This window comes from Pseudomonas faucium (genome assembly GCF_021602585.1).
GTDB lineage: Bacteria > Pseudomonadota > Gammaproteobacteria > Pseudomonadales > Pseudomonadaceae > Aquipseudomonas > Aquipseudomonas faucium.
The window spans coordinates 65,840-85,762 of record NZ_BQIP01000013.1 but is presented as its reverse complement, the minus strand read 5'-3'; the positions used below and the strand labels follow the sequence as shown (position 1 = coordinate 85,762).

The window sequence follows — 19,923 nt, the reverse complement described above, 5'->3', positions numbered from 1 at the left end:
TATGACAACTGTGCAAGAAGCCGTGCCGAACCTGATACCTACCCAGGATGCCACCCCGCGCCCAGCGCCGAAGAAGGTGGAAGCTGGGGTCAAGCTGCGTGGCGCCGAAAAGGTCGCGCGCATCCCGGTGAAGATCATCCCCACCGATGAACTGCCGAAGAAACCGGACTGGATCCGCGTGCGAATCCCGGTTTCCCCGGAGGTCGACCGCATCAAGCAGCTGCTGCGCAAGCACAAGCTGCACAGCGTGTGCGAAGAAGCGTCCTGCCCGAACCTGGGCGAGTGCTTCTCCGGTGGCACCGCGACCTTCATGATCATGGGTGACATCTGCACCCGTCGCTGCCCGTTCTGCGACGTCGGCCACGGCCGGCCGAAGCCGCTGGACCTGGACGAGCCGAAGAACCTGGCCGTGGCCATCGCCGACCTGCGCCTGAAGTACGTGGTGATCACCTCGGTGGACCGCGACGACCTGCGTGACGGCGGTGCCCAGCACTTTGCCGACTGCATCCGCGAAATCCGCGCGCTGTCGCCGGGCGTGCAGCTCGAAACCCTGGTGCCGGACTACCGCGGCCGCATGGACGTGGCGCTGGAAATCACCGCCCAAGAGCCGCCGGATGTGTTCAACCACAACCTGGAAACCGTACCGCGCCTGTACAAGGCCGCGCGCCCGGGTTCCGACTACGACTGGTCGCTGGACCTGTTGCAGAAGTTCAAGCAGCTGGTGCCGCACGTGCCGACCAAGTCGGGCCTGATGCTCGGCCTGGGCGAGACCGACGAGGAAGTGATCGAAGTGATGCAGCGCATGCGCGAGCACGACATCGACATGCTGACCCTCGGCCAGTACCTGCAGCCGTCGCGCAGCCACCTGCCGGTGCAGCGTTTCGTGCACCCGGACACCTTCGCCTGGTTCGCCGAGGAAGGTTACAAGATGGGCTTCAAGAACGTCGCATCCGGCCCGCTGGTGCGTTCGTCCTACCATGCTGACCAGCAAGCCCACGAGGCCAAGATCAAGCTCTGATCCTGGTTCGAGTGGCCGATGCCGATGTGCGCCGCAAGGCGGCATCGGCATTTTTGTTAGGGCCTCGTTCCCACTGTGTCGGAATCGCTTCCGTCTGCATATTGGGCGGCCTTCTACCTGCAAGGAGTTGCACGATGAATTCCCCTGAAAGCATCGGATCGCGCTTGCCAGCCGCGCTGCCGGGCGATGCCTGCTTTGCCATCGTCGCCCCGGCCGGGCCGGCGCGGCTGGATGCGCAGAAGGCCAGCCAGTGGTTCGCCGAGCGCGGTTACCGTTGCCGCCTCTATCCCGGCGTCGAGCAGGCCCAGGGTTATCTGGCCGGCACTGACCAGCAGCGGCTGGATGACCTGCACGCCGCCTTCGCCGACCCGGCTGTCGATGCCATCCTGTGCATGCGCGGCGGCTATGGCAGCATGCGCTTGCTCGACAAGCTCGACTTCGAGCTGATTCGCCGCCACCCCAAGCCGCTGATCGGCTACAGCGACATCACCGCATTGCACACGGCCATCTACCGGCATACCGGCTTGCTGACCTTCCATGGGGGCATGCTCAATGCCGACCTGCTGGGCGCCAAGCTGCAACCGACCGAGTCTTCGCTGCTGGCGCAATTGTCGGGGTTGGTGGGGGAGGGTGACGAGATTGCCCATCCTGGCGAGTTTGCCTTGAGCTGCGTGGTACCGGGTGTGGCCAGTGGGCGGTTGCTGGGCGGCAATCTGTCGATGCTGGGGGCGACCCTGGGCACGCTGGCCGAGATCGACACGCAAGGCAGCATCCTGTTCATCGAGGACGTCAACGAGCCGCTGTACCGGGTGGATCGCCTGCTGACCCAGATGCGCCTGGCGGGCAAGCTCGAAGGCGTGAGGGGCGTGCTGGTGGGGGATTTTGCCGGGATTACCGTGGCGGCGATGACGCCGTTGCTGCAGGCGGTGTTCGGGCCGCTGGGCGTGCCGGTGCTGGCCGGGTGGCGCAGTGGGCATTGTGATCCGAATGTGTGCTTGCCGCTGGGGGCCAGGGTGAGGCTGGATAGCCAAGCACGGAGCCTGGTGTTGGCTCAGGGGTTGTTCAAGGCTTGAGATCGCCGGGGCCGCTTTGCGGCCCTTTCGCGACACAAGGCCGCTCCTACAGGCAATCGTGGGCCTTGTAGGAGCGGCCTTGTGTCGCGAAAGGGGCGCAAAGCGCCCCCCAGCATTCTCACCGTTGGCGCAGGCTATCGAGCAGCTTGTGCGTCGGATACCCATCCGCCGGCCACCCCAGCCCCTGTTGGGCATTGCGGATCGCCTTGCGGGTGTTGGCGCCGATGATGCCATCCGGGTTGCCCGCATCATGCCCGCTGGCGTTCAGCAGGTTCTGCAGTTCCATGCGCTCGCTGCGGCTCAGCGGCAAGTCTTCCTTCGGCCAGTTCCCGGCAATGAACCCCCAGCCCGAGAAGCGATCGCCCAGCAAGCTCACCGCCAACGCATAGGACGACGAGTTGTTGTACTTGAGGATCGCGCGGAAGTTGTCCAGCACCAGGAACGCCGGGCCACGGGCGCCCGCCGGCAGCAGCAGGGCGGCAGACAGCTCGTTGCTGCCCGCCGGCAACTGCGTGCCCGCCGGCAGCTTCACGCCCAGCTGCAGCCACTCGCTGACCGGTTTGCGCAGCGAGCCATCGGCCAGCCAGTAGTCGAAACCTTGCGGCACCTGCACTTCGAAGCCCCATGGCTGGCCGCGTTTCCAGCCAGAGCTCTGCAGGTAGTGGGCAGTCGAGGCCAAGGCATCGGGCGTGCTGTTCCAGATATCGCGGCGGCCATCGCCGTCGAAATCCACCGCATGGGTGTTGTAGGTGGTCGGGATGAACTGGGTCTGGCCCATGGCCCCGGCCCACGAGCCGCGCATGGCTTCAGGCTGGATGTCGCCGTGCTGGATGATCTGCAAGGCGGCGATCAGCTGGTCCTGGGCGAACTGCGGGCGGCGCCCCTCGTAGGCCAGGGTGGCAAGCGAACGGATCACCGACTTGTTGCCCTGGAACTGGCCGAAGTTGCTCTCCATGCCCCACACCGACACCAGCACCTGGCGGTCGACGCCATAGCGTTGCTCGATGCGCGAAAGCAGCTCGGCGTTCTGCTCCAGCAGGCGCTTGCCGTTGCGCACGCGCAGCGGGGACAGCGCGCCATCGAGGTATTCCCACACCGGGCGGGTGAATTCGGGCTGGCTGCGGTCGGCCTTGATCACGTCCATGTCCGGCGTGACGCCAATGAACGCGCGGTCGAAGGTGCTGGCCGAGATGCCGGCCTGCAGCGCTTGCTGGCGGAAACCAGCCTGCCATTGGGCAAAGGTCTGCAATGGCTGGATTTCGGTGCTGACGTCGGGCGTGGCGCTGGGCAGGGTCACTACCGGCGTGGGCTGGGCAGGCGCCAGCGGCAGGGCGTCGGCGGCGGTGGGTTTTTCCGCGCAGGCGACGAGCAGGATGAAGCTGGAGGCCGCGATGAGCTGGCGGGATTTCCAACGGGGGAGGAGGCTGAAGGGCATGCACAGATCCAGAATTTCAGGTCAGGTGCCGACCATATCATGCCTGCGCTTGCGATGCTTTCATGCGGCCAAAAAGTAAGAAGCCTCCCAATCTCTCGATTGGAAGGCTTCGCGGCGGTAGCTGCCTTTGCCCTTGTTCGGTTGTTCCTGGCGGCAGCGGAACAGCGGTTGGGCGATGATCGACTTGGCCTTGTTGGGGCCGTGCTTTTTCGGCTTTTTGCTCATGGCGGGGTTCCTGCTCGAGGGATGGGTTGCGCGGCGGACTGTAGGCCGGTAGCGGGGGCAGGGCCAATTGATTGTGTTTATGGCTCCGGGCCCTATCGCCGGCAAGCCGGCTCCCACAGGTTAACCACAATGCTCAGGCCCTGTGCTATCCCTGTGGGAGCCGGCTTGCCGGCGATAGGGCCTTGAATGTTACTCGGGTGGCAAGACCAGGCGTTGGCCGGCCATCAGCAGCGACAACCGCGACAAGCCAGTCCACGGCGACCCTTCGGCCTGCCCCTTGATCTGCGCATCGATGCGCTGGGCATCTTGCAGCAGCTGCGCCCAACGCTGCGCCGAGAGGCGCTGCAGGGCCTTGCTGACCAGCGGCCTGCGCTTGTCCCACACCGGTGGCCGGGCCTGGCTGAAGGCCTTGTCCAGTGGCACCCCCTGGCTGAACTGCTGGGCCAGGCCCGCCAGCAGGCGCAGTTCACGGGCCAGTGCCCAGAGGATGACCGGCGGCTCCACCCCTTCGCCGCGCAAGCCTTCGAGCATGCGCAGGGCATGGGTGGCCTCGCCATTGAGAATGGCATCGACCAGGCCGAACACATCGAAGCGGGCGCTGTCGGCCACGGCGGCCTGCACCGTTTCCACGGTGATCTGGCTGCCTTCGGCCAGCAACTTGAGCTTTTCGATCTCCTGGGCCGCGGCCAGCAGGTTGCCTTCGACTCGCGCCGCGATCAGGTCGACCGCATCGCGCTGCGCAGACAAACCGGCCTGGGCCAGGCGCTGGTTGATCCACTGCGGCAGCTGCTGGGCGTCCACCGGCCAGATCTGGATGAACTGGCAGTGCGCGCCCTCGATCAGCGCCTTGCCCCACTTGGTCTTCTGCGCACTGCCATCGAGCTTGGGCAGGCTGACCAGCAGCACGGTGTCCTCAGCGGGGCGTGCGCAGTATTCCATGAGTGCTGCAGCGCCCTTGTCGCCAGGCTTGCCCGAGGGCAGGCGCAGCTCCAGCAGGCGGCGCTGGGCAAACAGCGACAGGCTTGCGCCGGCCTGGAGCAAGGTGCCCCAGTCGAAGTTGGCGTCGGCACTGAACACCTGGCGTTCATCGAAGCCTTGCTGGCGCGCGGCATTGCGGATGGCGTCAGCGGCTTCCTGGCACAGCAGCGGGTCGTCGCCGCTGACCACGTAGACCGGGGCCAGTGCGCCTTGCAGGTGCTTGTTGAGTTGGGCGGGGGCGAGTTTCATGGGAAACGGAAGGGGCACCGAAGTGCCCCGTGCGGGCTTAGCGGCCCGGGATTTCCAGTGGCGACTGCTGCGGCGTTTCCGCCTGCTGGCGGCGCGCCGCTTCCAGTGCGTCGGCTTCGGCCTTGGCGCGTTCGTCAGCCTTGCGCTGCAGCTCGTCGAGCTGAGTCGGGGTCAGGTTCTGCAGGCGGGCCATCATCGACTGCACCAGTTCGCGGCGCATTTCCACGCGGGCCTGGCTGGCTTCCTGGTCGGAACCGGTGATGTTGCCGCCGTCGCGCACGTAGATCTTGCGCACTTCAACCTTGTCGCTCAGCAGCTCCAGGTTGTTCAGGCCCAGGATGCTGTAGTTGAGGGTGGTGGTGAGTTCGTATTCAGCAGTACGGCTGCCGCCGCTGTAGCTCGCCGAACGCTGGTTTTCCTGCTCGTTGGTGAGCTCCAGGCGGTAAGGCGCGCCGGTGTGCACGTTGACGCCGCTGCGCTCGAGTGCCTGACGCAGCTGGACCACGGTCTGGCCGTAGGCATTGCGCGCGCCGACGTCCATTTCCTTGACGCTCAGCTCGTTGGTACCGGTGCCGCGCAGCTGGAAACCGCAGGCGCTGAGCATGACAGCCAGGCCCATTACCAGCAGATTGCGTTTGATCATGTTGTTGCTCCCTTGTGGGCCGATACCGCCCACCCGCACTGGCTGCGGGTGGGCGTTGCCATCAGTTGGCGACGATGTTGACCAGTTTGCCCGGAACCACGATGACCTTGCGGATGGTCAGGCCATCGATGAAGCGCAGGACATTCTCGTTGCTGCGGGCAGCGGCTTCGACTTCCTCGCGGCTGGCTGCGGCAGGCATCTCGACCTGGCCGCGCAGTTTACCGTTGACCTGGACGACCAGGGTAATGGTGTCCTGCACCAGCGCTTGTTCGTCGACGCTCGGCCAGGCGGCATCGATCACCGACTCGGCGTGGCCCAGTTGCTGCCACAGCTCGTGGCTGATGTGCGGGGTGATCGGCGCCAGCAGCAGGGTAACGGCCTCCAGGCCTTCCTGCAGCAGGGCACGGTCTTGCGCGGTGGCCTGCGGAGCCTTTTCCAGCACGTTCATCACGGTCATCACCTGGGCGATGGCGGTGTTGAACTTGTGGAACTGGCCGACATCGGTGCTGGCCTGCTTGATCGCGGCGTGGATCGCACGGCGGATGGCTTTCTGCTCGTCGCTCAGCGCGGCGATGTCCAGCTGGCCTGGCAGGCCCTGGCTGACGTGGCCCTGGGCCAGGCGCCAGACGCGGCGCAGGAAGCGGCTGGCACCTTCGACGCCGGAGTCGGACCATTCCAGGCTCATGTCGGGCGGCGAGGCGAACATCATGAACAGGCGGCAGGTGTCGGCACCGTAGGCCTCGATCATCGACTGCGGGTCGACGCCGTTGTTCTTGGACTTCGACATCTTCTCGGTGCCGCCGATTTCCACCGGCAGGCCGTCGGTCTTCAGGCGTGCGCCGATGATCTTGGCCTTGGCATCCCGCTCGATCTCGACGTCGGCCGGGTTGAACCAGTCCTTGCCGCCATTGCTGGCAACGCGGTAGTAGGTCTCGGCGACCACCATGCCCTGGGTCAGCAGGTTCTTGAACGGCTCGTTGGAGGTGACCAGGCCTTCGTCGCGCATCAGCTTGTGGAAGAAGCGCGCGTACAGCAGGTGCAGGATGGCGTGCTCGATGCCGCCGATGTACTGGTCCACAGGCAGCCAGTGGTTGGCGGCTTTCGGATCGACCAGGCCCTTGTCGTAGTTCGGCGAGGCGTAGCGGGCGAAGTACCAGGACGACTCGACGAAGGTGTCCATGGTGTCGGTTTCACGCTTGGCCGCCGTGCCGCATTTCGGGCAGGTGCATTCGTAGAACTCGGGCATGCGCGCCAGCGGCGAGCCGGCACCGTCCGGTACCACGTTCTCTGGCAGGGTGACCGGCAGCTGGTCTTCCGGCACCGGCACGTCGCCGCAGGACGGGCAGTGGATGATCGGGATCGGGCAGCCCCAGTAGCGCTGGCGGCTGATGCCCCAGTCGCGCAGGCGGAACTGGGTGCGCGACTTGCCCAGTTCCTTGCGGATCAGGGCCGCTTCGATGGCGTCGAAGGCGCCGGCGAAGTCCAGGCCATCGAACTCGCCGGAGTTGATCAGCTGGCCATGCTCGCCGTAGGCCGCCAGCCACTCGCTGCCGACTTCGTCGCCAACGCTGGTGCGCACCACTGCCTTGACCGGCAGGTTGTACTTGTGGGCGAACTCGAAGTCGCGCTCGTCATGGGCAGGCACGGCCATCACGGCGCCGTCGCCGTAGTGCATCAGCACGTAGTTGGCGACCCACACCGGCAGCTTCTCGCCGGTCAGCGGGTGCTCGACCAGCAGGGAAGTGGCCATGCCCTTCTTCTCCTGGGTGGCCATGTCGGCCTCGGCAACGCTGCCGCTCTTGCACTCGTCGATGAACGCCTGCAGCGCCGGGTTGCCCTGGGCGGCCTGGGTGGCCAGCGGGTGTTCCGCGGCGACGGCGACGTAGGTCGCGCCCATCAGGGTGTCGGGACGGGTGGTGAAGACCTTGAGGGTGCCTTCGTGGCCGATGCTCGCCTGGTCGTAGGGGAACTGCACTTCCATGCCGCGCGACTTGCCGATCCAGTTGCGCTGCATGGTCTTGACCTGCTCAGGCCAGCCCGGCAGCTCGTCGAGGCTTTCCAGCAGCTCGTCGGCGTAGTCGGTGATGCGGAAGTAGTACATCGGGATTTCGCGCTTCTCGATCAGCGCGCCCGAACGCCAGCCACGGCCGTCGATGACCTGTTCGTTGGCCAGTACGGTCTGGTCGGCCGGGTCCCAGTTCACGGTCCCGTTCTTGCGGTAGATGATGCCTTTCTCGAACAGGCGGGTGAACAGCCACTGTTCCCAGCGGTAGTAGTCCGGCTTGCAGGTGGTGACTTCACGTGCCCAGTCGATGGCCAGACCCAGGCTCTTGAGCTGGGTCTTCATGTAGTCGATGTTTTCGTATGTCCACTTGGCCGGGGCGACGTTGTTTTTCATCGCCGCGTTTTCCGCGGGCATGCCGAAGGCGTCCCAGCCCATCGGCTGCAGGACGTTCTTGCCCAGCATGCGCTGGTAACGGGCAATCACGTCGCCGATGGTGTAGTTGCGAACGTGGCCCATGTGTAGCTTGCCGCTCGGGTACGGGAACATCGATAGGCAATAGTAGGTGTCTTTGCCTGGCTGTTCGGTAACAGCGAACGATTGTTGCTCGTCCCAGAACTTCTGGGCGGCGGCTTCGATATCACGGGGCGTGTATTGTTCGTGCATGGCTACTTTTGGCTGAGAGAGAAGAGACCTTGTTCCAGGCAGCGGAACCTCGCTGCGTCCGGCACTCCGGTGTCATGAGGGTGAACGCCTAAGCATACAGCAGCGCCGCGCGTCGTGGGAAACCCTGATTGCGAATGGCCGCTGGTCGCTGCATCCAGCTGCTTTTCATAGCGCCGCTAAGCTCATGTGTGGGGGGAGATATTCTTTATCTTCAATGAGGTGAACGGATGGGAGAGACGCAGCTACCCGCAATCAAACCGGAGCTTTACGAACGCCTGATCGACCGTCTTGGCCTGGCACTGGAAGTTGCCAGAACGTCGGTGCGATTACGCGACGAGATGCCAGCCGAGCTGGAGTTGCGCGGTCTTAGCCACGCAGAGTTCGAAGTGATCAAGGCTTACCTGGAGTCCCTCCCGGAACGCCGCAATGCCTGCGCCGGAATATACCCGCAAGCGGAACCGAGCTCGGCAAAGATCATCTGGCTCAAGGACAAGAAACGCCCCGCCAGTACGGCGAGATCCAGGACGCTGCCGCATCGCTAGCCGTTCAGGACGCCAGGCGCAGGCCATCGCGCGCCGGTTCTTCGACAACACTTCTCATGATCGGCGCCGGCCGCCCACTTGTTGGCTGGCGTCGATCCTCTTAGGCTGCATGCCTTCCATGGAGGTGTAGCCGATGCCCATCAAGTTCTTCATCAAACAATGGCTGATGCCGCCTGGCGTCCTCTTCCTGCTGTTGCTGCTCGCCTGGTGGCTGCGGGTGCGGCGCCCGGGGCTGGCGGCGGTGTGCTTCGCGCTGGGCCTGGGCGGTTTGTGGCTGATGAGCCTGCCACTGGTGATGCAGAAGGCCGCCAGCCTGCTGGAGAGCGAGCCGGCCTTGCCGGTGAACGAATGGGCGGGCCTGGCGAGCAGGGCGGATGCGATCGTCGTGCTGGGCGCCGGGCGCGAGCGTGGCGACCCCGGCTGGGGCGGCGCCGACCAGCCCACTGCCACGGCGCTGGAGCGCATGCGTTTTGCGGCGACGCTGGCCAAGGCCTCGGGTTTGCCGGTGCTGACCAGCGGCGGGCTGCACTACGGCACCCCGCCCAGCGAGGCGCAGTTGATGGCAGAGCGGCTGCGGGAGGATTTCGCGGTCGAGGTCAAATGGCAGGAAGGCGCCAGCCGTACCACCTGGGAAAACGCCCGGCTCAGTGCCGATCTGTTGCTGGCGCAAGGGGTTCGCCGAGTCGTGGTGGTGACCCAGGCGTGGCACATGCAGCGTGCGCGCTGGAGCTTCGAGCGGGCGGGTTTCGAGGTGGTGCCGGCGCCGATGGGCTTCCTTGGGCGCGAGCATGCGCGGCCGTTCGCAGGGTTGCTGCCGGAGAGCCGGGCGATGTGGCAGAGCAGCCAGTTGCTCAATGAAGCGGTGGGGTTGGTGGGGTATCGATTGTTCTATTGAACGGGTTTCGTCCTTATCGCCGGCAAGCCGGCTCCCACGGGTACATCACAGTGTGGGAGCCGGCACCCTCAAACGGTCTTGGCGATCCGCCCCGCCAGCAGCGCCCACCCCAGCAGCAGCACGCAGACGATCGCCAGCGGCCACGAGCGCCACTGCAGATAAGGCGTCAGCTGCTGCATCGGCACCACCTCGCCATACAGGATCCCGCGCTGGAACTGCGGGATCTCTGCAGTAATCCGCCCAAACGGGTCGATCAACGCGGTCACGCCGTTATTGGTCGCGCGGATCATCCAGCGGCCAGCTTCCAGCGCCCGCATCTGCGCCATCTGCAGGTGCTGCAGCGGGCCGATCGAGGTGCCGAACCAGGTGTCGTTGCTGATCGTCAGCAACAGGTCGCTGCGCGCGGCCAGGCCTGCGGCGAACTCGGGGTAGACCACCTCGTAGCAGATGTACGGGGCAATCTGGTAACCCTTGGCCTGCAGCAGCGGCTGGTCTTCAGGCCCGCGGGCGAAGTCCGACATCGGCAGGTTGAAGAACTCGATCAGGCCGCGGAGCATGTCCTGCAGCGGCACATATTCGCCGAACGGCACCAGCTTCTGCTTGAGGTAGGTGCCGTCGCCTTCGCCGGTCACGGTCACGCCGTTGTAGTAGCGGCGCTGGTGGTGCACCTCTTCGCGCACCGGCACGCCGGTGATCAGCGCCGAGTGGCGATCGGCGGCCAGGCGGCCCATCACGTCGATGTAGCCCTGGGCCTGGTCCTTGAGGATCGGCACCGCCGTTTCCGGCCACACCAGCAAGTCCACGGGCTTGGCAGTGAAGGTCATGTCGCGGTACAGCGCCAGTTGCGCATCGATGTGCGCCGGGTCCCATTTCAGCTCCTGCTCGACGTTACCCTGCAGCGCCGCAACCTTGAGCGGGTCGCCGGCGGGCTTGGTCCAGGCGTGCCCTTTAAGGGCCATGCCGGCGGCCCAGGGGGCCAGCAGCAGGACGATGCCGATGGCCAGGAATGAGCGGCGCTCACGCAGGCGGTGCAGGTTGCACAGCAGCGCGGCGGTCAAGGCCAGGGTAAACGAGACCAACCATACGCCGCCCAGCGGCGCCAGGCCCGCCAGGGGGCCGTCCAGCTGGCTGTAACCGGCGTAGAGCCAAGGGAAACCGGTGAGGAACCAGCCGCGGAAGGCTTCTTGCACCAGCCACAAGGCCGCGAAGCACAAAGCGTCGGCCAGTGGCGCCTCGTTGCGCCGCAACCAGCGCGCCCAGAGCCACGTGGGCAAGGCGAAGAACCAGGCAAGGGCGGCGAAGAACGCCAGCAGCAGCACGATGGCCAACAGCGGCGAAGCGCCGCCGTAGGTGTTCATGCTGACGTAGATCCACCAGGTGCCGGCGCCATACAGGCCGAAGCCGAACCACCAGCCGCGCCACATGGCCTGGCGCGGGCTGAGCTCGCGCAGGCCGAGGTAGAGCACGGCGATGGACAGCAAGGCCAGCGGCCAGATGTCGAAGGGCGCCAGGGCCAGAAGGGTAGATGCGCCGGCCGCCAAGGCCAGCAGGTTACCGGGCCAGCCGGGGCGGGTGATCCAACGCATGTTTGTCCTTAGCGGGTGATCGGGGTCAGGCGCAGCAAGTGTATCCGCCGGCTGTCGGCATTGAGAATACGGAACTTGTAGGCGCCGATCTCGGTGGTTTCGTTGCGCTTGGGCAGGTGGCCGAAGGCGCTCATCACCAGGCCGCCCACGGTGTCGAACTCATCGTCCGAGAACTCGCTGTCGAAGAACTCGTTGAAGTTGTCGATCGGCGTCAGTGCCTTGACCAGGAAATCGCCGCTTGGCAGCGGCTTGATGTAGCTGTCTTCCTCGACGTCATGCTCGTCCTCGATGTCGCCGACGATCTGTTCGAGCACGTCTTCGATGGTCACCAGGCCCGCCACGCCGCCGTATTCGTCGATGACGATGGCCATGTGGTTGTGGTTGGCGCGGAACTCGCGCAGCAGCACGTTCAGGCGCTTGGACTCCGGCACGAAGGTGGCCGGGCGCAGCAGGTCCTTGATGTTGAAGCTGTCGCCGTTCTCCTTGAGGATCAGCGGCAGCAGGTCCTTGGCCAGCAGGATCCCGAGCACATCGTCATGGCTTTCGCCGATCACCGGGTAGCGCGAGTGCGCGGCGTCGATCACCGCCGGCAGGAACTCGCGAGGCGACTGGGTAGCCTTGATGCTGATCATCTGCGAGCGCGGCACCATGATGTCGCGTACCTGCAGGTCGGCGACCTGGATGGCACCTTCGACGATGGTCAGCGCTTCGCTGTCGAGCAGCTTGTTCTGATGGGCTTCGCGCAGCAGCTCCAGCAGCTCCTGGCGGTTTTTCGGCTCATGGGCAAAAGCCTGGGTCAGTTTACCCAGCCAGGACTTCTGCCCGTTGCTCGATCGATCTTCGCTCATGGCGGTTCTCGTGATCCTTGGTGTATCAGTGTGTGATTGAGTCGGTTTCATCGTCGGCATACGGGTCGGGATGACCCAGTTCTGCCAGCAATTCCCGTTCCAGCGCTTCCATCTCTTCGGCCTCATCGTCTTCGATGTGGTCGTAGCCGAGCAGGTGCAGGCAGCCGTGGATGACCAGGTGCGCCCAGTGTGCCTCCAGCGCCTTGCCCTGCTCGGCAGCCTCGCGTTCGACCACCGGTACGCAGATCACCAGGTCGCCCAGCAGCGGGATATCGAGCAGCTCGTCGGGCACGTCGGCCGGGAACGACAGCACATTGGTCGCGTAGTCCTTGTGCCGGTAGGTGTGGTTGAGCTCGCGGCCCTCGGCTTCATCGACCAGGCGAATGGTCATTTCCGAGTCGGCGCTGCGCTGGCGCAAGGCCAGCTCGCACCAGCGGCGGAAGGCGGCATCATCCGGCGCGGCGGCGTCGGTGGCCCGTTGCAGGTCAAGTTCAAGCATCTTTGCTGCTGACCTCGGGCTTGGCCTGGCGGGCTTCGAAGCGGTCGTAGGCTTCGACGATGCGCTGCACCAGAGGGTGACGGACCACGTCCTTGGGCTGGAAGTGGGTGAAGCTGATCCCCGGAACGTCCTTGAGCACCTCGATCACGTGGGCCAGGCCCGACTTGGTGCCGCGCGGCAGGTCGACCTGGGTGATGTCACCGGTGATCACCGCCGTGGAGCCGAAGCCGATACGGGTGAGGAACATCTTCATCTGCTCGAGCGTGGTGTTCTGGCTCTCGTCGAGGATGATGAAGCTGTTGTTCAGGGTGCGCCCGCGCATGTAGGCCAGCGGGGCGATTTCGATGACCTGGCGCTCGATCAGCTTGGCCACGTGCTCGAAGCCCAGCATCTCGTACAGCGCGTCGTACAGCGGGCGCAGGTACGGGTCGATCTTCTGGGCCAGGTCGCCGGGCAGGAAGCCGAGCTTCTCGCCAGCCTCGACGGCCGGGCGCACCAGCAGGATGCGGCGCACCTGCTCGCGTTCCAGGGCATCCACGGCGCAGGCCACGGCCAGGTAGGTCTTGCCGGTACCGGCCGGGCCAATGCCGAAGTTGATGTCGTTGGCGAGGATTTCCTTGACGTAGCGCTGCTGGTTGGCCCCGCGCGGGCGAATGTTGCCCTTGCGCGTGCGCAGCGAGACGCTGACCTCGTTGACGGCCGGGTTGTCGATGTTCTCGACGGCCGACTCCTGCAGGTACAGGTGCACGGTTTCCGGCGACAGCTCGGTGGCCTTGGCCTCGCGGTAGAGGCGGCGCAGCAGTTGCTCGGCAGCAGAGGTGGTCTTGGGTTCGCCGATCAGCTCGAATTGATTGCCGCGGTTGCGGATCTCGATAGCCAGGCGTTGTTCGATCAGGCGCAGGTGCTCGTCGAACTGGCCGCACAAGTTGGCGAAACGGTGGGCCTCGAAAGGTTCGAGGATGAAACGATGGGGTTCTATGGGTGCGTTCAAGGTCGTTTTTAGCCGCTCGACGGCAATGAAGGTGAACTCAAGAATAACCCCTGAAGGGCAGGGGCGAAAGCACTGAAACGTTCAACGGTCGGTACAGGGCTGTCTGCTATGATGCGCGCCTTTTCTTACGCATGTGTTATCCCAAGATGAGCAAACGCGAACCCGCCATCTATAAAGTGATCTTCCTCAACCAGGGGCAGGTCTTCGAGATGTATGCCAAGCAGATCTACCAGAGCGACCTGTGGGGCTTCCTGGAAATCGAGGAGTTCGTCTTCGGCGAGCGCACCCAGGTGGTGGTCGACCCCAGCGAGGAGCGGCTGAAGAACCAGTTCGAAGGCGTGATCCGCAGCTTCGTGCCGATGCACGCGATCGTGCGCATCGACGAGGTGGAGCGCCTGGGTACGGCGAAGATCAGCGAGGCCAAGGGTGGCGGCAATGTCATGCCGTTCCCGATGCCAATGCCGGAGAAGTGATCAGGGGAGGGGCGAGAACGGCGTGCGCCCTTCGGCGTTCTGCAGTTCCAGCAGGTATTTGCGGAAGATCTGGCCAAGCACCTGGGTGGCATGCTCCAGCTCGTCGCGGGGCATCTGCTCGGTGACTTCGTCGGCCATGTCCAGCGCATCCTCGGCGCCGTTGACCGCGGCCATCTTCAGCAGGATGTAGGCCTGCACGTTGTTGGCCTTGACCCCCTCGCCATGGAAGAACATGGCACCGAGGCGGTACTGGGCGTCGGCGTGGCCTTGCAGCGAGGCTTTTTCGAACCAGTCCAGGGCCTTTTTCAGGTCCTTGGGCGTTTGCGTGTAGTAGTACTCACCCAGCTCGTACTGCGCCTGGGGGTCCCCGGTCGCCGCCGTCTGCTCGCAAGCCTTGAGGGCGTTTTCCTGGTCTTCTGGCTGAACGTTGAGCGTGCAGCGCCCCGTTGCCGGAATCAGCAACGAATTGCCGCCCTCGGCCTGGGCCAGCAGAGGCGGAAGAAGCAACAGGCAGCCCAAGGTCAGGGCGCGGCCGGTGCGGTTCATGGGGATCGACTTACCTCTGCAAAGCTGCGGCCAATGTCTCTGGTGGCACATTATGGGATAAGCAGCGCCAACCTTACAAAGTTTTACTCGAATTTCTGTGCGGGTGGGGAAAGTTGCTGATGGCAGAAGGGCTTTTGTTGCCTGCGCCGGCCTCATCGCCGGCAAGCCGGCTCCCACAGGGTACCGCACAGAGCCTGAAAGGTGTGGCGTACCTGTGGGAGCCGGCTTGCCGGCGATGAGGCCGGTACAAACCCTGGCTTACTTCAGCTTGGCAAAGGCCCGCTCAGCTGCATCCAGGGTGATCTGCAGCTCTTTCTCGCCATGGGCGATCGAGGTGAAGCCTGCCTCGAATGCGCTCGGCGCCAGGTACACGCCGCCTTCGAGCATCAGGTGGAAGAAGCGCTTGAAGCGCTCTGCATCGCTGGCCATCACGTCATCGAAGGTGACGATGTCGTCGGCACCGCTGAAGTACAGGCCGAACATGGCGCCTGCCTGGGTGGTGACGAACGGCACGCCAGCGGCATCGGCACGTTGCTGCAGGCCATCGAGCATGCGGCTGGTGAAGGCGCTCAGCTCGTCGTGGAAGCCCGGGCGGCTGATCAGCTTCAGGGTGGTCAGGCCGGCGGCCATGGCCAGCGGGTTGCCCGACAGGGTGCCGGCCTGGTAGACCGGGCCCAGCGGGGCGATGCAGCCCATGATCTCGCGCTTGCCACCGAAGCAGCCGACCGGCATGCCGCCGCCGACGATCTTGCCGAAGGTCGACAGGTCCGGGGTGATGCCGTAGTAGCCCTGGGCGCCGCCGAGCGATACCCGGAAACCGGTCATCACTTCGTCGAAGATCAGCACCACGCCGTGCTTGTCGCACTGCTCGCGCAGGCCTTCGAGGAAGCCTGGCGCCGGCGGTACGCAGTTCATGTTGCCGGCTACCGGCTCGACGATGATGCAGGCCACGCTCTGGCCGACGTCGGCCAGGGTCTTCTCGACCGCCGCCAGGTCGTTGAACGGCAGGGTCAGGGTGTGCTTGGCGAAGTCCGCCGGCACGCCCGCCGAGCTTGGCACGCCCTGGGTCAGCAGGCCGGAGCCGGCCTTGACCAGCAGGCTGTCGGAGTGGCCGTGGTAGCAGCCTTCGAACTTGATGATGGCGTCGCGGCCGGTGTAGCCGCGGGCCAGGCGAATGGCGCTCATGGTGGCTTCGGTGCCGGAGCTGACCATGCGCACCATCTCCATCGATGGCACCAGCGAGCAGACCAGGTCGGCCATCTCGGTTTCCATGGCGGTCGGTGCGCCGTAGGACAGGCCGTGCTGCAGCTGGTTGCGCACCGCCTCTAGCACCTCAGGGTGGCCGTGGCCGAGAATCATCGGGCCCCAGGAGCCGACGTAGTCGACGTAACGCTTGTCGTCTTCATCGACCACATAGGCGCCTTCGGCATGCTTGAAGAACAGCGGGGTGCCGCCGACGCTCTTGAAGGCGCGGACCGGCGAGTTGACGCCGCCCGGGATGTGCTTCTGGGCTTGGGCGAACAGGGATTCGGAACGGGACATGGGATCTTCTCTCGAAATCAGGAAGCGAACAGGGCGTTGAAGGCGCGGGCGCGGCGGGTGACTTCCTGCGCGCTGTCGACACCGAACAGGCCATGGATCACCGCCAGCAGGTCGGCGCCATGGGCGACCAGCGGGGCGGCGTTGTCCAGGGTGATGCCGCCGATCACGGCGATCGGCAGCTTGACCTGGGCGCGGGCCTGCTCCAGCAGCTCGACGTTGGCGGCAGGTGCGCCCGGCTTGGTCACGGAATTGAAGAAACGGCCAAAGGCCACGTAGCTGGCGCCTTCGCTGGCGGCTTGCTGGGCCAGGTCGAGCTGGGCGTGGCAGGTCGAGCCGATGATCGCCTGGCGGCCGAGCAGGGCACGGGCCGGGGTCAGCGGGCCGTCGGTCTGGCCCAGGTGCACGCCGACGCCCAGGCGCGCGGCAAGTTCGGCGTCGTCGTTGATGATCAGCTCGGTGCCGTAGCGCTCGCACAGCCTCATCAGTGCTTCGGCCTCGCGCAGGCGGCGGGCGGCGTCGTCACTCTTGTCGCGGTACTGCAGCAGGCACACGCCGCCTTCCAGCGCCGCTTCGACATGGGACAGGAAACGGCCGGCGAGCAGCTGGCTGTCGGTAATCGCGTACAGGCCGCGTAGCTTCATCGGAAGGCCTCGTGTCAGGAGCAGAAGTCCAGGGGCAGGCGGCGCGGGACGAACTGGCCCTTGCCCAGTTGTTCAGCGTCGCGCAGGGTCCGCCAGGTGTAGTCCAGGGCGCTGCGCACGGCGCTTTGCAGCTGTTCGCCGAGGGCCAGGCGGCCGGCCAGGGCGCTGGCCAGGGTGCAGCCCGAGCCGTGGTAGCTGCCCGGCAGGCGCTGGCAGGTCCAGGTGTGGCTCTGGCCGTCGCGGCTGTACAGGCGGTTGTGGATTTCGTCTTCGTCGCCGTGGCCACCGGTAATCAGCAGGTGCTTGATGTAGGGCAGCAGTTTGTCTGCGCACTCGTCGGCCGTGCCGTCTGGCAGTTCGGCCAGGATGCGCGCCTCGGGCAGGTTCGGCGTGGCGATGGTGGCCAGCGGCAGCAGGCGCTCGCGCAGGGCATAGCCGACTTCGTCCTTGCCCAGGCGGCCACCGCCACCGGCGCGCAGCACCGGGTCGCAGACCAGCGGCAGGTGCGGGTGGGCACCCAGCAGTTCGGCGACGGTGTCGACCATCTCGATCGAGCCGAGCATGCCCAGCTTGACGGCGGCGACCCGCGAGTCGGCCAGCACGGCGTTGGCCTGGGCCAGCACCCACTCGCGGTCGAGCACGCGGAAGTCGGAAACATTGACGGTATCCTGCACGGTCAGGGCGGTCACGGTCGGTGCGGCGTGACAGCCTTGAGCGATCAGGGCTTCGATATCTGCCTGCAAGCCGGCGCCGCCACTTGGGTCGTGGCCGGAGAGACAGAGGACAACGGGGCGGGAGCTGTAGGTATTCATGGTCGGCGAGCTTACCACCAAACCCAATTGTGCGGATCGTCCTACAAATGGATTTTGCTGATCGATCGGTCAGATTTATTCTTGTAACAAGCCTGAAAGCATTGTTCTAGAGCCTTTTAATCGAAATTTAATGTGGCCCGTTGCCAGCGTTCAAAGCTATGCTAGAGTGCTCGGATAACTCGACAAACGGGCACTGCCGGATTTCGTCGTCTCATAGGGATTGGAGGCCATCGCGACGCGACCGGACAGGCCATGCTGGGGCTGTATGCGCTATTTGCTGATCGTGCTTCTGGGCTTGCTGCCCGTGCTGGCCACCGCCGTCGAATTCGACGATACCACCCGCCACCTGCCGCTGGGCAAGGTCATGCAGGTCTACGAAGACCGTGATGGCACGGCGAGCATCGCTCAAGTCAGCGCACCCATCTTCGCCAATCGTTTTCGTACCCACCATGAAGACGTGCTCAATGCCGGCTACTCGACCTCGGTGTTCTGGCTGAAGGTCGACCTGCACTACCTCGCCTCCGACCGCACCGCGCCCCGCCAGTGGCTGCTGGAGCTGGCCTACCCGCCGCTGGATCACCTCGAGCTGTACCTGCCCGGCAGCGATGGCGTCTATCGCCTGGCCCAGCGTACCGGTGACGCCTTGCCCTACGACAGCCGGCAGATTCGCCAGAACAACTACCTGTTCGAACTGCCCATGCGCCCCGGGCAGTCGACCACCGCCTACCTGCGCCTGCACAGCGAAGGCTCGGTACAGGCGCCGCTGGCGCTGTGGTCGAGCGAGGCCTACATGGAAGATCAGCCCACTCGCCTGTACGTGCTGGGGATGATCTACGGCGTATTGCTGGTGATGCTGGTGTACAACCTGTTCATCTTCATCAGCGTGCGCGACGTCAGTTACCTCTACTACATCCTCTATATCGCCTCGTTCGGCCTGTACCAGGTGTCGGTCAACGGTGCCGGGGTGGCCTACTTCTGGCCGGACAGCCCCTGGTGGGCAAATGCCGCCACGCCCTTGTTCATCGGCGCTGCCGGCCTGTTCGGCTGCCAGTTCGCCCGCCACTTCCTGCGCCTGCGCAAGATCAGCCGGGGCTTTGACCGCCTGCTGCAGCTGCTGATGCTGGGCGCGATAGCGGTCATGGTGCTGGCGGTGAGCATGCCCTACGGCATTGCCCTGCGCATGGCCACGGTGCTGGCGCTGCTGTTCACCGTGAGCATCTTCACCGCTGGGCTGCTGGCCTGGTCGCGGGGGCTGCGCGTGGCGCGCTGGTTCATCATTGCCTGGACGGCGTTCCTGCTCGGCGGCATGGTCAACACCTTGATGGTGCTGGGCTACCTGCCCAACGTGTTCATCACCATGTACGCCAGCCAGCTGGGCTCGGCGCTGGAAGTGGCGCTGCTGTCGCTGGCCCTGGCCGACCGCATCAACAGCATGCGCGAGCAGCAGGCGCAGACCCTGCGGGAAACCGGGCGCACCCTGGAGCAACTGAACCAGCAGCTGGCCAGTAGCAACCTGCTCAAGGACGAATTCCTCGCCACCGTCACCCACGAGTTGCGCACGCCGATGAACGGCGTGATCGGCTCGCTGGAGCTCATGCAGACGTTGCCCATGAGCGCCGAAATGGCCCAGTACCAGCGCACGGCGGTGGGCTCTGCCCAGGACATGATGGGCATGGTCGACGACATCCTCACCCTCACCGAACTGCAGGCCGGCCGCCTGCGCGCCCAGCCCAGCCCGTTCAGCTTGCGCCGGCTGCTCCAGGACCTGCGCGCCGGGCATGCCGGCACGGCCCTGGGCAAAGGCCTGTACCTGAGCCTGGACATTCCCGCGGAGCTGCCCGACGAACTGCTGGGCGATGGGCACAAGCTGCTGCGTTGCCTGGGTTGCCTGGTCGACAACGGCCTCAAGTTCACCCACCAGGGTGGCGTGATGGTGCAGGTGCGCGGCCGGCGCCTGGGGCCGGACAGCCTGGCGCTGACCTTCACCGTCAGCGACAGCGGCATCGGCTTCGATGACCTGGACCAGGCCATCCTCTATCAGCGCTTCTTCCAGGTCGACGGCTCGATGACCCGGCGCTATGGCGGGCTGGGCATCGGCCTGTCGATCTGCCGGCAGATGGGCGAGCTGCTCGGCGGCAAGCTGGCGCACGAATCGACGCGCGGCTTGGGCAGCCGTTTCGAGCTGAGCTTGAATGTGGCGATTGCCCAGATCCAGATGCCGGGCAGAATCATTTCAGGGGCACGCGGTTCCAGGTAAGT

General features: G+C 65.2%; 19 protein-coding genes. 6 read left to right on the top strand and 13 right to left on the bottom strand.

Annotated features, from left to right (window positions below; all coding sequences use genetic code 11):
• The first annotated feature begins 1 nt into the window (after position 1).
• On the top strand, positions 2-1,018 hold the full coding sequence (gene lipA, locus L6D75_RS16475) for a lipoyl synthase (protein ID WP_236193699.1): 1,017 nt from the start codon (positions 2-4) through the stop codon (positions 1,016-1,018).
• 134 nt (positions 1,019-1,152) lie between these two features.
• Complete coding sequence (locus tag L6D75_RS16470) at positions 1,153-2,091, top strand: S66 peptidase family protein (protein WP_176513753.1); 939 nt, start codon at positions 1,153-1,155, stop codon at positions 2,089-2,091.
• Positions 2,092-2,209: 118 nt separating this feature from the next.
• On the opposite strand, the gene L6D75_RS16465 is transcribed toward L6D75_RS16470, so the two are convergent.
• The 5 genes from L6D75_RS16465 to leuS all read right to left on the bottom strand — a co-directional run bounded on the left by L6D75_RS16465 (position 2,210) and on the right by leuS (position 8,289).
• On the bottom strand, positions 2,210-3,526 hold the full coding sequence (locus L6D75_RS16465; RefSeq protein ID WP_176514839.1) for a lytic murein transglycosylase: 1,317 nt from the start codon (positions 3,524-3,526) through the stop codon (positions 2,210-2,212).
• A 60-nt stretch (positions 3,527-3,586) separates the two neighbouring features.
• Positions 3,587-3,751, bottom strand: coding sequence for an alternative ribosome rescue factor ArfA (arfA, locus tag L6D75_RS16460; RefSeq protein WP_003257578.1), 165 nt, complete (start codon positions 3,749-3,751; stop codon positions 3,587-3,589).
• A gap of 189 nt (positions 3,752-3,940) precedes the next feature.
• Entirely contained in the window at positions 3,941-4,978 is a 1,038-nt protein-coding gene (gene holA / locus L6D75_RS16455) for a DNA polymerase III subunit delta (protein WP_176514837.1), read from the bottom strand.
• A 37-nt stretch (positions 4,979-5,015) separates the two neighbouring features.
• Complete coding sequence (locus L6D75_RS16450; RefSeq protein WP_176514836.1) at positions 5,016-5,621, bottom strand: LPS-assembly lipoprotein LptE; 606 nt, start codon at positions 5,619-5,621, stop codon at positions 5,016-5,018.
• 61 nt (positions 5,622-5,682) lie between these two features.
• Positions 5,683-8,289: a leucine--tRNA ligase gene (leuS, locus tag L6D75_RS16445; protein ID WP_176514833.1), complete on the bottom strand. Its 2,607-nt coding sequence runs from the start codon at positions 8,287-8,289 to the stop codon at positions 5,683-5,685.
• A 227-nt stretch (positions 8,290-8,516) separates the two neighbouring features.
• Between leuS and L6D75_RS16440 the strand changes: the two genes are divergently transcribed.
• The gene (locus L6D75_RS16440; RefSeq protein ID WP_176514831.1) at positions 8,517-8,831 is read left to right on the top strand and encodes a hypothetical protein; all 315 of its coding nucleotides are present in this window, start codon (positions 8,517-8,519) and stop codon (positions 8,829-8,831) included.
• Between the two features lie 133 nt (positions 8,832-8,964).
• Positions 8,965-9,726: a YdcF family protein gene (locus tag L6D75_RS16435; RefSeq protein WP_176514829.1), complete on the top strand. Its 762-nt coding sequence runs from the start codon at positions 8,965-8,967 to the stop codon at positions 9,724-9,726.
• Between the two features lie 68 nt (positions 9,727-9,794).
• Here L6D75_RS16435 and lnt read toward each other — a convergent pair whose 3' ends face one another.
• From lnt to L6D75_RS16415, 4 genes are read right to left on the bottom strand one after another with little or no spacing between them, the layout of a single operon-like run.
• Positions 9,795-11,312 carry an apolipoprotein N-acyltransferase gene (gene lnt / locus L6D75_RS16430; RefSeq protein ID WP_176514827.1) on the bottom strand — a complete coding sequence of 506 codons (1,518 nt, stop codon included), beginning with the start codon at positions 11,310-11,312 and terminating at the stop codon, positions 9,795-9,797.
• 8 nt (positions 11,313-11,320) lie between these two features.
• On the bottom strand, positions 11,321-12,160 hold the full coding sequence (locus L6D75_RS16425) for an HlyC/CorC family transporter (RefSeq protein ID WP_027917759.1): 840 nt from the start codon (positions 12,158-12,160) through the stop codon (positions 11,321-11,323).
• 25 nt (positions 12,161-12,185) lie between these two features.
• The gene (gene ybeY, locus L6D75_RS16420) at positions 12,186-12,659 is read right to left on the bottom strand and encodes an rRNA maturation RNase YbeY (protein WP_176514825.1); all 474 of its coding nucleotides are present in this window, start codon (positions 12,657-12,659) and stop codon (positions 12,186-12,188) included.
• Positions 12,652-13,650, bottom strand: coding sequence for a PhoH family protein (locus L6D75_RS16415; RefSeq protein WP_176514823.1), 999 nt, complete (start codon positions 13,648-13,650; stop codon positions 12,652-12,654). The genes ybeY and L6D75_RS16415 overlap by 8 nt, the downstream gene beginning before the upstream one ends.
• 146 nt (positions 13,651-13,796) lie before the next feature.
• Between L6D75_RS16415 and L6D75_RS16410 the strand changes: the two genes are divergently transcribed.
• Positions 13,797-14,123, top strand: coding sequence for a DUF1820 family protein (locus L6D75_RS16410; RefSeq protein ID WP_176514821.1), 327 nt, complete (start codon positions 13,797-13,799; stop codon positions 14,121-14,123).
• Here the strand turns inward: L6D75_RS16410 and L6D75_RS16405 are convergent, their stop codons facing one another.
• From L6D75_RS16405 to L6D75_RS16390, 4 genes are all read right to left on the bottom strand, one after another.
• Positions 14,124-14,669, bottom strand: a complete 546-nt coding sequence (locus tag L6D75_RS16405) for a tetratricopeptide repeat protein (RefSeq protein WP_176514819.1) — start codon at positions 14,667-14,669, stop codon at positions 14,124-14,126. It abuts the gene before it with no gap.
• A gap of 258 nt (positions 14,670-14,927) precedes the next feature.
• Positions 14,928-16,211 (bottom strand): glutamate-1-semialdehyde 2,1-aminomutase, encoded by a 1,284-nt coding sequence (hemL, locus tag L6D75_RS16400; RefSeq protein ID WP_176514817.1) that lies wholly within the window; start codon positions 16,209-16,211, stop codon positions 14,928-14,930.
• Between the two features lie 17 nt (positions 16,212-16,228).
• On the bottom strand, positions 16,229-16,852 hold the full coding sequence (thiE, locus tag L6D75_RS16395) for a thiamine phosphate synthase (protein ID WP_176514816.1): 624 nt from the start codon (positions 16,850-16,852) through the stop codon (positions 16,229-16,231).
• A gap of 14 nt (positions 16,853-16,866) precedes the next feature.
• Positions 16,867-17,664 (bottom strand): hydroxymethylpyrimidine/phosphomethylpyrimidine kinase, encoded by a 798-nt coding sequence (locus L6D75_RS16390; protein ID WP_176514814.1) that lies wholly within the window; start codon positions 17,662-17,664, stop codon positions 16,867-16,869.
• 265 nt (positions 17,665-17,929) lie between these two features.
• On the opposite strand from L6D75_RS16390, the gene L6D75_RS16385 reads away from it, so the two are divergent.
• Positions 17,930-19,921 carry a sensor histidine kinase gene (locus L6D75_RS16385; RefSeq protein WP_176514813.1) on the top strand — a complete coding sequence of 664 codons (1,992 nt, stop codon included), beginning with the start codon at positions 17,930-17,932 and terminating at the stop codon, positions 19,919-19,921.
• Positions 19,922-19,923 lie beyond the last annotated feature (2 nt).